The sequence below is a fragment of the Exiguobacterium sp. FD-YE-25-4 genome, from assembly GCF_057004685.1.
The window spans coordinates 1,422,425-1,435,695 of sequence record NZ_CM168041.1; the positions used below are offsets into that span (position 1 = coordinate 1,422,425).

At 49.6% G+C, this 13,271-nt stretch carries 11 protein-coding genes; 9 read left to right on the forward strand and 2 right to left on the reverse strand.

From position 1 onward, the window contains the following. Positions 1-4 precede the first annotated feature (4 nt). The 9 genes from AC13H5_RS07330 (at position 5) to AC13H5_RS07370 (ending at position 10,586) form a co-directional block, all read left to right on the forward strand. Positions 5-1,822, forward strand: a complete 1,818-nt coding sequence (locus tag AC13H5_RS07330; RefSeq protein ID WP_483546520.1) for a hypothetical protein — start codon at positions 5-7, stop codon at positions 1,820-1,822. 185 nt (positions 1,823-2,007) lie between these two features. Then, entirely contained in the window at positions 2,008-2,919 is a 912-nt protein-coding gene (locus AC13H5_RS07335) for an alpha/beta hydrolase (protein WP_232939496.1), read from the forward strand. A 139-nt stretch (positions 2,920-3,058) separates the two neighbouring features. Beyond that, positions 3,059-3,805, forward strand: a complete 747-nt coding sequence (locus AC13H5_RS07340; RefSeq protein ID WP_034777464.1) for a DeoR/GlpR family DNA-binding transcription regulator — start codon at positions 3,059-3,061, stop codon at positions 3,803-3,805. Next, positions 3,802-4,731 (forward strand): 1-phosphofructokinase, encoded by a 930-nt coding sequence (gene pfkB, locus AC13H5_RS07345; protein ID WP_483546521.1) that lies wholly within the window; start codon positions 3,802-3,804, stop codon positions 4,729-4,731. Before AC13H5_RS07340 ends, pfkB begins: the two co-directional genes overlap by 4 nt. Next, complete coding sequence (locus tag AC13H5_RS07350) at positions 4,728-6,635, forward strand: PTS fructose transporter subunit IIABC (protein ID WP_034777466.1); 1,908 nt, start codon at positions 4,728-4,730, stop codon at positions 6,633-6,635. Before pfkB ends, AC13H5_RS07350 begins: the two co-directional genes overlap by 4 nt. 133 nt (positions 6,636-6,768) lie before the next feature. Next, complete coding sequence (locus AC13H5_RS07355) at positions 6,769-7,290, forward strand: GNAT family N-acetyltransferase (RefSeq protein WP_034777467.1); 522 nt, start codon at positions 6,769-6,771, stop codon at positions 7,288-7,290. 198 nt (positions 7,291-7,488) lie between these two features. Beyond that, a complete protein-coding gene (locus AC13H5_RS07360) occupies positions 7,489-7,881 on the forward strand; it encodes a hypothetical protein (protein WP_161787531.1) in 393 nt (130 codons plus the stop codon). Between the two features lie 86 nt (positions 7,882-7,967). After that, the gene (locus AC13H5_RS07365; protein WP_483546522.1) at positions 7,968-8,435 is read left to right on the forward strand and encodes an SRPBCC domain-containing protein; all 468 of its coding nucleotides are present in this window, start codon (positions 7,968-7,970) and stop codon (positions 8,433-8,435) included. 171 nt (positions 8,436-8,606) lie between these two features. Continuing rightward, a complete protein-coding gene (locus AC13H5_RS07370; RefSeq protein ID WP_483546523.1) occupies positions 8,607-10,586 on the forward strand; it encodes a methyl-accepting chemotaxis protein in 1,980 nt (659 codons plus the stop codon). 44 nt (positions 10,587-10,630) lie between these two features. Here the strand turns inward: AC13H5_RS07370 and AC13H5_RS07375 are convergent, their stop codons facing one another. Both AC13H5_RS07375 and cls read right to left on the reverse strand, forming a co-directional pair. Next, on the reverse strand, positions 10,631-11,536 hold the full coding sequence (locus AC13H5_RS07375) for a sensor domain-containing diguanylate cyclase (protein ID WP_214755015.1): 906 nt from the start codon (positions 11,534-11,536) through the stop codon (positions 10,631-10,633). A gap of 233 nt (positions 11,537-11,769) precedes the next feature. Then, the gene (cls, locus tag AC13H5_RS07380; RefSeq protein ID WP_214755017.1) at positions 11,770-13,227 is read right to left on the reverse strand and encodes a cardiolipin synthase; all 1,458 of its coding nucleotides are present in this window, start codon (positions 13,225-13,227) and stop codon (positions 11,770-11,772) included. Between the last annotated feature and the right edge of the window lie 44 nt (positions 13,228-13,271).

The window sequence follows — 13,271 nt, forward strand, 5'->3', positions numbered from 1 at the left end:
TATAGTGAGTGAAAAAGAAAGACGTAAACAAACTCGCAACGCTTACTGGAAGCATAAAATAATTCAAAACTGTATTCAAAAAAATATTTTAGTTACTTTTCTAGCAGTCATTATAATTGTTTTATTAACTTATAAGGCAGTTCCTAACATTAATTATGATTTATCATTTTTTGCGAATTTATTTGGAATTCACAATTTGAATGATGGTTTAATAATTAAAACAATTACTTATTTAACCGGCTCTTTTACGATATTGATTTCATTGCTTTCAGCTATATATGTTTTCACATACAGAGAGCAAAAAACTATATCTCCTTCAGCTTCAACTGATGTATATAAAAATACACTTGTGGCGAAAGTAGTATCCTTAATTATTTTAAATCTAACTTTTACTTGGCTAATAACTAATGAGTACAATAATTTGTTAAGCGCACCTGATTATTTTGTTTCTTTAAGAATTACAGAGCACTTAATTTTGAAACTAATTGTAATTGGAATATCTATCATATTTTTAATCTGGCAAATTTTAATATTGATAAAGTATTTGTTCCGTACTATGCAAGTAGATAAAATGCTATCTGATTCAGTTGAACAGACTTTTGAAATTTTAAATTCAATATATCACTTTCATAGAATAGATAAGTATGCAGAATTATTGGATGACAGTTATAAAAAAATTCATTTTAGTTTGGAAAGCGTTTTTCAAAATTTGAAATTTGCTGCAGATCATAATATGAATAAAGAATTTGAAGAAAACATTGAAGAGTTTAAAAATATATTTGATTTTTTAAACAATACAGTCTCAGAAGAAAAAGAAGCAATTCATATATCGACATATTTACTAAATCATGATGAAGTGAAATTTTCTCAAGCATATCAATCAGCGATAAGAAGTAATTTGTCATTGATAGCAAGTATGCTAAAAAATCAGCACTACAACAAAGCCAAAACTTTAGTTTCGCTGCATACTAAAATGTATAACGAAAATGATGTTGAATTGGTAAAAATATATAAAAAGAGTTTAGTAGAATTTTTAGATGTAATTGATGTTAATGATGAAAGACAAATATCTATATATGTTGAGTGTTTAAAAGCATTACCTGAAAACAAAACACATGTAGCATTTAATTTTTTACTTATGAAATTGGTCAACAAAAATCAATTGAAAAATCTTACGAATGTTGTCTATATTTTTAAAAACAATATTCAAAAGAAAAAATTATATACAATATCAGTGGTAATTATAATTATTCAAAATTTATTAAAAAGTATCGAGATTTCAAATCCAGCTATTACAGGTTTCCTTGTGAAATTTTTATTTACAAATTTTGCAGGTAAAGAAGTAAGCAGGGGATTAAAAAGCTTAAAGAGAAATCCGAAATCATTTACGAGTGTGCTGGAAGACAAAGAGGTAATTGAAGGAATTAACGAAAATGAAGCATATGCTATAGTATCAAACGGAGAAACTTTTACCTATTGCTATCAAAAAGCTTTCATTTTGCTTTACGGCCAACATTTATTCACTATACAAAATAAATTATGGTATGTAGATGAAAAAGAAACAGGAAAAGAGATTGAGCTGCGAAAAGAATTTGAAGAGTGTGAATATGCGGAGTACATTTTAACGAAAGTTAAAGTTGACTCTGGCAAATATGGCTTGCTCTTCTTTGAAGATGAAACGGTTATCAGGAGTGTATATAAAGAGCTAAGACTTAAATATCCTGAATCAAAAGAGCCTGAAAGTAATATTTCAGCCACTGCGCTGTTGCTGGTAAGAAAGTTGTTCAAATTAGACGAAGAGTCCAGAGAAGTAAAACAGTGATTTTACTATATGTATTGCAAAGTCCTCACTTTAAATAGTGAGGACTTTTTATTTTGTGAGAATACAGTTAACAAAAATTTTATACGTTCCTTACAATTTCACGTTGAGGTAACCGATGCGTGAACGCTGTAGTTTTACTCGATACGCTTCGCGATGTCCGGTATGATGAAAGGGGAGGCGATACGATGGAACGACAACTGAACGTGACAACCAATTATGGACAACTGGCCGGTACGTGGATGACCCACGGCGAACCCCGGAAGACGGTCGTCCTGCTCAGCGGGAGCGGGCCGAGCGACCGGGACGGCAATTTGGGACCATCCCAGTTCGGCACGTATAAAAAACTGGCCGAGGCGCTCTTTGAGATGGGTGTCAACGTCTACCGCTATGACAAACAAGGCATCGGTGCATCGGACGGTGATTTCAATAAAGTCGGGCTGCACGATTTGGTGACAGATGCGATCACCGTCGTCAACGCCATCAAACAGGAGCCGGACGCAGGGGATATGTATGTGCTCGGTCACAGCGAAGGGGCCGTCATCGCCCCGGCTGTTCAGCTCGAGACGAATGCGGCCGGGCTGATCCTTCTCGCCGGATTCAACGATTCCTCGAAGAAGATGTTCTTGCTGCAAGCCGACGCACTCGCAACTGAAGTCGGTTCGGTGAAAGGACTCAAGGGCGTGTTCTATCGATTGACCGGCGTCCCGAAGAAGATTCGCCAGCGCCAAGACGATTTGCTCGAACGGTCGCTGCGGACGAACGTCGCCGCCTTCAAGTACCGCGGCCAAGTCGTGAACGCCAAATGGATTCGCGAGCATGCCTCGTACGACGTCCGCGAACGGCTCGAACATGTGCGTGTTCCCGTGCTCGCTCTCACCGGTGATCGCGACGTCCAAGTCCCACCGGAACATGTCCACTCGATTCGGACCAAAGGGGACGTCGACAGCCACATCATCCACGACATGAACCACTTGCTCGTTGAACGGACGAGTCCGCACGCGTTGCTCACGTTGCATAAGGAATATCGGGACGCCATTGAGGCGCCGCTACACCCCGAACTCATCCGCCGATTGAACGATTGGTTGATGAAACGATAACGAACTGTCAAAAACGGTCACTTAGTGACCGTTTTTTATGTTATAATTGTGACAACGTAAAAAAAGATGAATGTTTTTGAATGTTTATGATTGTTTTTTAAATGAAAACGCTTTATATTAGAGCTACGGAGGGAATACGATGTTAACGAAACAACGACATCAACTGATTTTGCAACGTCTGTCGGAGCAAAAGATCGTCAAATTGAAAGAATTGGTCGAGTTGACGGCATCGTCGGAGTCGACGATTCGCCGGGATTTGACCGACCTTGAAGCCGAAGGTTATCTCGAACGGGTTCATGGCGGTGCAACGCTCGTGGCCCGCTACGAAGAAGAGCCGACGTTCGAGGAGAAACGAGATCAACACGTCGATGAGAAAGTCGCGATCGCACGGAAGGCCGCGACATTCATCGAAGATGGGATGTCCGTCTATCTCGATGCCGGGACGACGACGCAAGCGATGGTTCCTTTCTTAAACGGAAAAGACGTCATCGTCGTGACGAACAGTTTACCGATCGCCAACGACTTGTTCGATCTCGATATTAAAACGTTCGTGATCGGCGGCGAGTTGAAACGGTCGACACAGGCACTCGTCGGCTATAACGCTCGCGAGAGCATGATGAACTATCGGGTCGACCTCGCCTTTCTCGGAATTAACGGCGTAGACTTAGAAGCCGGGTACACGACCCCGGACCCGGAAGAGGCACTCGTCAAAAAGACAGCGATCGACTTGGCCCGTGAGGCGTATATCTTGGCGGACGATTCAAAATTCGGGAAACGTTCGTTCAGCCGTGTGGCATCACTCGATGCAGCCACACTCGTCACATTTGGTGACACGCCATACATCAGCTCGATCCAATCAATCACAAAGGTGGTGAACGCCCAATGATTTACACATTAACCCTCAATCCCTCAATCGATTACTACGTCACTCTCCCTGAAGTCGTCCTCGGAGAAGTCAACCGAATTCAAGAGACGACACAGCGTGCCGGCGGAAAAGGAATCAACGTCGCGTTCGTCTTACGCGAATACGATGTCGACACGGTCGCGTTAGGATTCGTCGGCGGTACGACTGGAGACTTCATCAAGAAGGCGTTGACGGACAAAGGCGTCCAAACCGATTTCGTCGAAGTCGACGGACAAACGCGGATCAACGTCAAGATCCGGGCGCAAGAAGAAACGGAATTGAACGCAAGTGGTCCCGTCATCTCGGACACGGAACTTGAACAGTTGACGCGTCAATTCGATCACGTCCAACCGGGCGACATCGTCGTGCTCGCTGGAAGCATCCCGGGCAACCTGCCGGATACGCTCTACCGGACGCTCGCTGAGACGGTCCGCGCGAACGGTGCCGAGTTCGTCGTCGATACGACGAAGGAAGCAATGCTCGAAGTGCTCGCACTCAAACCGCTTATGATCAAACCGAACCACCATGAACTCGGTGAACTGTTCGATACAGACATCGAGACGTTTGAACAGGCGCTCCCATACGCGGAGCAGTTGGTCGAACGCGGTGCTCAAAACGTGATTGTCTCGTTCGCCGGTGGTGGTGCCATGCTCGTCAACGCTTCAGGCGCTTATACGGCGAATACACCGAGCGGTAAACTTGTCAACTCGGTCGGCGCAGGCGATTCACTCGTCGCCGGATTCGTCGCCAACATTCTCGACCACGACGCAACCGAGGCGTTCCGCTATGCGGTCACGACCGGCAGCGCGTCTGCATATACGTTCGGGCTGTGCACAAAACAAGACGTGGACCGCTTGGTCGGCGAAGTCAGCGTCACCCCACTATCTCGATTGGAGGAAACAACATGAACATCACGGATCTTCTTAAAAAAGACACGATTCAACTGAATCTCCGCAGCCGTTCGAAAGCCGAAGTCATCGAAGAACTCGTCGACGTGCTCGACCGCGCCGGCAAACTATCGGACCGCAACGGCTATCGCGACGCCATTCTCGCACGTGAGGCACAAAGCACGACTGGACTCGGTGAAGGGATTGCCATCCCGCACGCGAAGACGAAAGCCGTCAAACAACCGGCCATCGCTTTCGGACGCTCGGAAGGCATTGATTACGAGGCACTCGACGGCCAAGACAGCCGCTTGTTCTTCATGATCGCAGCCGGAGAACACGCCAATAACGAACACTTGGAAACACTTTCGAAATTATCCGTCTTCCTTATGGACCCAGCTTTCCAAGAACGTCTCTATGCGGCCACGTCAGAAGATGACGTCATCCGGGCCATCGAAGAAAAAGAAGCAGCCGAGGCGGCTCCTGTCGCTTCGAAACCGGTTCAAGCTGATGCTCCTTACATCCTTGCCGTCACGGCGTGTCCAACAGGTATCGCCCACACGTACATGGCCGCCGACAGCTTGAAGCAAAAAGCAGACGCGATGGGCGTCGACATCAAAGTCGAGACGAACGGATCGACTGGCGTCAAAAACGAATTGACAGCAGCCGATATCGCGAAAGCGACTGCCATCATCGTCGCAGCCGACAAAGCCGTCGAAATGGATCGTTTTGCTGGCAAACATGTCATCGAAGTCCCGGTCGCCCAAGGCATCCGGAAGCCGGAAGAGTTGATCAACCGGGCCGTGAAACAAGACGGACCTGTCTACCAAGCGACTGGTAAATCAGGTCAGCAAAAAGAACAGCGGACCGGTATCTACAAGCACTTGATGAGCGGGGTATCTGCAATGCTTCCTCTCGTCGTGGCTGGTGGTCTCTTGATCGCCCTCAGCTTCTTCTGGGGCATCAACTCCGCCAACCCGGATGACCCGTCGTACAACGAATTCGCCGCCCAACTTATGACGATTGGTGGCGCAGCGTTCGGATTCCTCGTCCCGATTCTTGCTGGTTTCATCGCGATGTCAATCGCCGACCGTCCAGGTCTCGCACCAGGTCTCGTCGCCGGAGCACTCGCCAGTCAAGGGAACGCCGGATTCCTCGGTGGACTCATCGCCGGTTTCCTCGCTGGTTATGTCGTCCTCTTCTTGAAGAAAGCGCTCGCGAAATTGCCAGCCACACTTGAAGGAATCAAGCCGGTCCTGTTGTACCCGTTACTCGGTTCATTCATCTCTGGGATGATCATGCTTCTCGTCGTCAACGAACCAATCGCCGCACTCATGTCTTGGTTGATGGAGACACTTAACGGTATGAGTGGCGCGAACGCCATCTTGCTTGGTGTTATCGTCGGTGGAATGATGGCCGTCGATATGGGCGGTCCGATTAACAAGACAGCCTACGTCTTCGGTACAGCAGCACTCACTGCCGGTAACCAAGAAGTCATGGCAGCCGTCATGGCCGGTGGGATGGTACCACCGCTTCTCGTCGCACTCGCATCGACAGTGTTCGCTCGTCAAAAGTTCTCGAAACAAGAACGTGAAGCCGGGAAGACAGCATATATCATGGGTGCCTCGTTCATCACGGAAGCAGCCATCCCGTTTGCAGCGGCCGACCCGATTCGGGTATTACCGTCAGCGATTCTCGGATCTGCGATTGCAGGTGGGTTGTCAGCCTTCTTCGCTATCCAATTGCCAGCGCCACACGGTGGGATCTTCGTCTTCCCACTCCTTGAAGGAGCTGGAAACGTCGTCATGAGCATGGGACTTTACGCCCTCGCGATTCTCGCCGGAGCCTTGATTGGAGCACTCCTCCTCTCATTCTTGAAAAAACCATTGACGGAGACGCAAGCTACAACAACGCGTAACGTCGCTTGACCAGTACGACCGTAGGATTTCCTACGGTCGTTTTTTGTCAAATGATTGTCAGTCAAATCTGGAAGAAGTCTGATTTCGATTGGGTGATTTGTGGTAAAATACTTGTAAAACTTACGCTAAGGAGGGGGTACGGATGCTCATACGGAAAGCCGAGCCAAAAGACGCTTACGGGATTGCGCGGGTGAGGGTGAACGGATGGCGCACAACCTATCGGGGAATTGTGCCGGCCGACTTTCTCTTGAAGCTCGGTTCGAACGCGATCGAGTGGTCTGAAAAGGTCCGCAGCGCCCTCGCGAAACGAGAAGTCGAAGGGTTTGTCGCCATCGTCGAAGAGGAAATCGTCGGGTTCGTTCTTTACGGGGAAGAACGGACGGGCGAATATCCGGACCATCCGAATGAGATTTATGCGATTTACATTCTAGAGGACCATCAGCGTAACGGGATTGGTTCGCTATTGCTGGAGCGAGCGATTCAAGCGATGTCGAATCACGGGCTCATCATTTGGGCGCTCGAATTGAACCCTTACCGCACGTTCTATGAGCAACGTGACGGGCAAGTCATCGATGCGAAAGAGCGCTTGTTCGGGGAACTTGCCCTCCGTGAAGTCGCCTACGGATGGACAAAAGGGAATCACGACGCGATTGTCGGCGCATAATCGGACACGACTCTACTGTCGTGTCCTTTTTTTAGACTACACACAAAACAAAGGAACAGGCTAGGTGACTATGTGAACATCTATAGCATAACCAAATATCATCCTGAAACGAGAGGAAAAATTGACGAGTGGACGGAAATCACGGACATCCTCCGAACGTTTGACGGTGTCGTCTTCATGTTGGAGGAATATCTCCGCGTGGAATCGAATTACGTTGAAGCGATTGAGCGAATCATGAGTTATTTAGGAGTGAAGACATTGACTGTCTCCTATCTTGAACGACGTGATTATGCGTATCGCCCCTCTTCGAAAAGCGCGTTCAATGCGCTTTATCCAATCCGGATGAGAGATCTTCGTAAAAAAGTGAGGCCAGGGAAGGCACTGTCACGAGACCAAATCCCGAACATGCTTCGACTCATGTTAAGGAATGCGCTTTACGCTGAGTTAGAGTCTAAAGTGAATGAGTCAGACGAAGAGTATAGGTTCAAAGTGTTCTTTGGATACGACTATATGATGGGCGTCCATTCGGTAATAGATTTATCCCCGCTTCGAGACGAATTGTTGCGCATGGATATGTATCTTGAGAGTTGATTTGGCGAAGAAATTTAAGAAGAAATTTAAAAGGAAGTTCCGCACGACTGACTGTACTGTAGCACGCGCTAAAGGAGTGATCCGATATGAATCGACGTATCGATACAGCCGTGGCATGGATTGAGGCAACTCCAGAACGGATCTATCAAGCATTTCTCAACTCTGATGAGCTCGTCGAGTGGCTTCCACCGAAAGGGATGTCGGCTCGTGCGACCGTGTTCGAGCCATGGGTCGGCGGCACGTATCAGCTCGTCCTCACGTATGAAGAAGCCGATCTCATCTCCGGCAAAACGACGGACCGGACCGATGTGTCGAACGGACGCTTTTTGGACCTCGTCCCCGGTCTCAAGATTGTGCAGGTGGGTACATTCGAGTCAGCAGACCCGGCCTTTGCTGGTGAAATGATTCAGACGTGGTATTTGGAGGCGCTCGATGGAGGGACACGCGTCACAATCGTTTGTGAGAACGTGCCGCCGGGCATCCGGAAACAAGATCATGATGTCGGACTTCGCTCCACACTCGACAATCTGGCCCGCTATTTGACCAACGACTGAGTCCGTTTGTTTGCCTCGTGCAAGCAGACGGTCTTTTTGTGTATGAAAAGGGTTTCAGTAACGAAAAATAGAAAAAGGTGATGTTTTTTTGTCTAGGGTGTCAACATCCTCTTCCAACTGTCCGATACAAAGGTTAACATAACGAGTTTTCTCGGGAATGGGAGATGTTTTATGAGACGAAAGCACGACCGTACGATCACCATTAAACAAAAATTGATTACGATGTCGTTGGTGCTATTATTGATCCCTTCTTTATTGATTGGATTTGTCGCCTACAATCAGGCGAAACAAAAGATCACCGAACAAATCATGCAGTCGGCCCACGCGGGGGTGGAGCGGATGAATGATGAAATCACCAACTTGATTGAACCAATCCAACGTGATGTTGCGTTCTTTGCCGGACGAATTGATTCGTCCCTCTATGAGTCGGGGGCAGAGAACCTTGATTTGGAAGAGAAGTTTCTTGAGTATTTGGAGACGCATCCGAACGTGACGAATATCTACTACGCCTCGACGGGAGGGGAGATGACGATTTATCCGGCACAAGAGTTACCGGATGATTACGACCCGCGGACTCGTCCATGGTATGAGGCGGCCGAAGCGGCCGGTGGGAACGTCGTTGTGACGGACCCGTACGTCGATGCGGCCTCGAACAAGATGATGGTCACGCTGTCTCAGACAGGGACGGACGGTCGCGGGGTCATCGCGGTTGACGTCGAGGTCGACGATATCGCAGCCGTCGCGGCGAGCATTCAAATCGGGAAAGAAGGCTACGTGACGATTCTTGATGCGTTGCAACAGTTCGTCACCCATCCGACGCTGGCAGCCGGAGAGAAGGCAGAAGGCGAGTGGATTGAACCGCTCTATTCGGGAGAAGCGGGCCGCTTTGCTTATGAGTTTGAGAATGAAGGCAAACAGATGGACTTCATGACAAACGAGTTGACGGGGTGGAAGATTGCCGGGACGCTCTACGATGAGGAAATCACAGATGAGACGTCTGGAATCTTATGGACGACAGTCGGGGTGATCGGATTGATGCTCGTCTTGGCAGCTGGCCTGCTCTACGTCATCTTACGTTCGATTTTACGTCCATTGAATCGTTTGACCGTCGGGGCTGAACGAATTCAAGCCGGAGATTTGACCGAAGACATCGTCGTCGAATCGAATGACGAAGTCGGGCGTGTCGCCGCGAGTTTCAATGAGATGACGCGGTCTCTGCGCGCTATCATTCAAAGTCTTGATCAATCGATCGGACAAGTCGCCGCCTCGTCGCAGGAATTGATGGCCAACTCGGCTCAGAACACGGCCTCCTCGGAACAAATCGCTGGAGCGGTCCAACAGATGGCCGCCGGTGCGGATGATTCGAAACGTCAACTTGATGATAACGCCGTCTCGCTCCAAGCGATCACGGGCGGCATCATGCGCATCGCCGAGAGCTCGACGGATGTGTCCGAGCTGTCGCGCGAGACCGCGCTCGAGGCTGAGGACGGGACGACTGCTGTCACAGAGAACGTGGTCCAGATGCAAGCGATCGACTCGTCGGTCGAGACGTTCGGCAAAGTCATTCACTCGCTCGCCGAACGGTCGAACGAGATTGGCAATATCGTCGATGTCATCAACGGCATCGCGACCCAGACGAACTTGCTCGCCTTGAACGCCGCGATTGAAGCGGCACGGGCCGGCGAGAACGGGAAAGGCTTCGCCGTCGTTGCGAGCGAGGTCAGAAAGCTTGCCGAACAGTCACAACAGTCGACGAAACAGATTTCCGAGTTGATTGATAATATCAAACAAGAGACGGAACGTTCGGTCCAGTTGATGAAAGAAGTGTCGGCCCATACGAAAGCTGGGCTCGAGACGACGGAGAACACGGCCAAGCGTTTCCAGAAAATCATGACGCAAACGCAAGCGATGACGCCGCGCATCGAGGACGTGACGGCGACGGTTGAAGAGATCGCGGCGAACGTCGAGGAAGTATCGGCTGCGGCGACACAGATCGCCCATATCGCCGACGAGAACTCGGTCGCCTCGAAACAAGTGGCGGCGACGACCGAGGACCAACTCGGTTCGATGGAAGAAATCGCACAGTCCGCGAAGGCGCTCGCGGATATGGCGGAAGAGTTGCAGGAGCTTGTCTCACGCTTCAACGTATAAAAAAGAGGATGCTGCGGCATCCTCTTTTTGGTGGCATCAGTTAGTTAACGTTTACTCGATACTTGATTCCGGCCGCGGTTCTTGGCAATATACAGTGCCTCATCGGCGTCTTGAAGCGCCTGTTCGACCGTCTTCCCATCTTCAAGGGCGCTGACGCCGAACGAACAAGTGACGCGCGGGACGGGACCGAACGGCTCGGCGTTAATCTTTTGTCGGAGCTTATCGGCGAGTTGCACCCCGTCAGCAAGCGTTGACTGCGGGGCGACGATTAAAAATTCCTCACCACCCCAGCGGCCGATCGAGTCCGACTTGCGGATGTTGCGCCTGAGCAATTGGGCGATCGAACGTAAGACGAGGTCTCCGGTCGGATGGCCGAACGTATCGTTCACGAGTTTGAAATAGTCGATATCGAGCATGATGACGGCGGCGGGCGCCCTTGTGTCGACCGTTTCCTGAGCCGTCGACGAGAGAACGTCCCCGACTTTCTTCCGGTTATACAGCTCTGTCAGCGGATCGAGCGAGGACAGGTGTTCCATGCGTTCTTCATAGCGACGTTGCTCGGTCGCGTCTTCTAAAATGCCGACGCCGCCATCGAGTTGTCCGTCCGCGGAAAAACTCGGAGACATCGTCGTTCGGATGAAGCGAGCCTGCCGTTCTGGTGCTTTATACCAGCCGGCCATGCGAATCGTCTCCCCGTTCAAGACGTTCCGAATGGCGCCTGAGAAGTCGAACGAAGAAGAGCTGCATCGCTCGAACATCACATTCGAGGTCGGAAGCATCCCGAGTAAATGAACGAATGATTCGTTATAGCTGACGATTTGCCCGTCACGATTGAAGGCGAACAGGCCAATCGGGAGCTGGTCCCATGAGGAAGGATCGGGTTTCGTGGTGTGAGTGTCATGATGAGTCCGTTCTTGATCAGCCATTGTATGACATATGCGTGAACGCATACTTCCTCCTTTCCTAGCCGAAGCGGTAGTGTAGGACGTTCGTACTGATACTTTATACCCTAATTTGGGAAGGAACTAGCGAGTATTCTTTTAAAAGATAGCAATTTTTAGAATATGACGAGAAATCGTCACAGCTTGGTGTGAGTGCATAGCTCTCGACTTCCGAACAGAAACATACCCCATCGCGTTGGCACATTTGGCCGATACGATGGGGTAGTTAGCGTAATCAGAACTTATAAGATTGGACTGAGCAATCGTGACACGCCTTCACGCATCCGGACGGTCCATTTCCGGGCCGCATAGTCGTCGACCGTGTATTTGCGGCTGACGGCGACGTCTGACTCGAACAGCGATGCGAGTTCGAGCGCGACCCGCTGATCATAAATGACGGCGTTCACTTCAAAGTTCAATCGGAAACTGCGGGCATCCAAGTTCGTCGTCCCGACGGTCGAAATCTCATCATCGACGACGAGCGTCTTGGCGTGTAGGAAGCCTTGCTCATACATATAAACGTTCGCCCCGTAGTCGAGCAATTCGCCGAGGAACGATAGCGACGCCCACATGACGAACGGGTGGTCGGGCTTCCCTGGAATCATGATGTCCATCTTGACGCCGGACAAAAGTGCCATCTTGCAGGCGTCCATGAAGCTCGTGTCCGGGATGAAGTAAGGCGTCTGGATGATGACGCGATGTTTCGCCGACATGATCATCTTGATCATCATGTTTTTCAAATGTTCCGTGTCGGAGTTCGGTCCGCTCGTCACGATTTGCATCGGCGACTTGTCCTTGATGTCGTGGCGTGCGAAACAGAATGAGTTCTCCGGGTCATGATGTTTGCTGCCGGAATAGTTCCAATCGAGAATGAATCGATGTTGCAAATGGTAGACGACGTCCCCTTCGACGCGGAGGTGCGTGTCACGCCAGTACCCGAACTTCTCGACCAGGCCGAGATACTCAGTGCCGACGTTGAAGCCTCCGACATAACCAATCTTGCCGTCGATGATGACGACTTTCCGGTGATTTCGGTTGTTTAACTTGAAGTTGATCAACCCGAGCGTCGGCGGGAAGAAGACGCGGACCTCGCCATCGTGGGCGATCAGCTCTTTAAAGTCGGAGTCACGGAGGCTGCGCGAACCGACGGCATCATATAACAGCCGGACTTTGACGCCCGCCTTGGCGCGTTCGATCAGTTCATGGATCAGCGCCTTGCCGAGCGCGTCCCGTTGAATGATGTAGTACTGGATGTTGATCTCGGTCTCGGCGCTGCGGATATCGTCCATGAGCGCTTTGAACTTCTGTTCTCCATCATGCATGATGGCAGATTTGTTGTGGACGCTAATCAAAGACTTTGAGGAGCGCAAGTTCATCTCGAGCAATTGCTCGTACTTTTCGAACACAGGTTGAGCCAAAACGGTCTCTTTCCGGCGAATCTGTTCGATTTGACTGTCGACTTGAAGGGCGTGGAACGAGCGCTCTTCGACGCTCAAGTTGAAGAAGTTGTCCTTCTTCAACTGTCGGCCGAGGAAGAGATAGATGATGAACCCGATAATTGGCAAGAAGAACAAGACGAGAAGCCACGCCCACGTCGCCCCGACATCGCGGCGCTCCGCGAAGATGACGGCTAACGCGAACAATAAATTCAATCCGAGGACGATATACAGCCCCCAACTAATAATGACCGACCATTCCATGCGACCAACTCCTAAACGACAATTTCCTTACATAGATTAATAAT

Excerpts from the sequence above, each read along its gene's own strand:
- AC13H5_RS07335 (WP_232939496.1), top strand. The coding sequence starts at position 2,008 with ATGGAACGACAACTGAACGTGACAACCAATTATGGACAACTGGCCGGT.
- AC13H5_RS07340 (WP_034777464.1), top strand. The coding sequence starts at position 3,059 with ATGTTAACGAAACAACGACATCAACTGATTTTGCAACGTCTGTCGGAG.
- pfkB (WP_483546521.1), top strand. The coding sequence starts at position 3,802 with ATGATTTACACATTAACCCTCAATCCCTCAATCGATTACTACGTCACT.
- AC13H5_RS07350 (WP_034777466.1), top strand. The coding sequence starts at position 4,728 with ATGAACATCACGGATCTTCTTAAAAAAGACACGATTCAACTGAATCTC.
- AC13H5_RS07355 (WP_034777467.1), top strand. The coding sequence starts at position 6,769 with ATGCTCATACGGAAAGCCGAGCCAAAAGACGCTTACGGGATTGCGCGG.
- AC13H5_RS07365 (WP_483546522.1), top strand. The coding sequence starts at position 7,968 with ATGAATCGACGTATCGATACAGCCGTGGCATGGATTGAGGCAACTCCA.
- AC13H5_RS07370 (WP_483546523.1), top strand. The coding sequence starts at position 8,607 with ATGAGACGAAAGCACGACCGTACGATCACCATTAAACAAAAATTGATT.
- AC13H5_RS07375 (WP_214755015.1), bottom strand. The coding sequence starts at position 11,536 with ATGCGTTCACGCATATGTCATACAATGGCTGATCAAGAACGGACTCAT.
- cls (WP_214755017.1), bottom strand. The coding sequence starts at position 13,227 with ATGGAATGGTCGGTCATTATTAGTTGGGGGCTGTATATCGTCCTCGGA.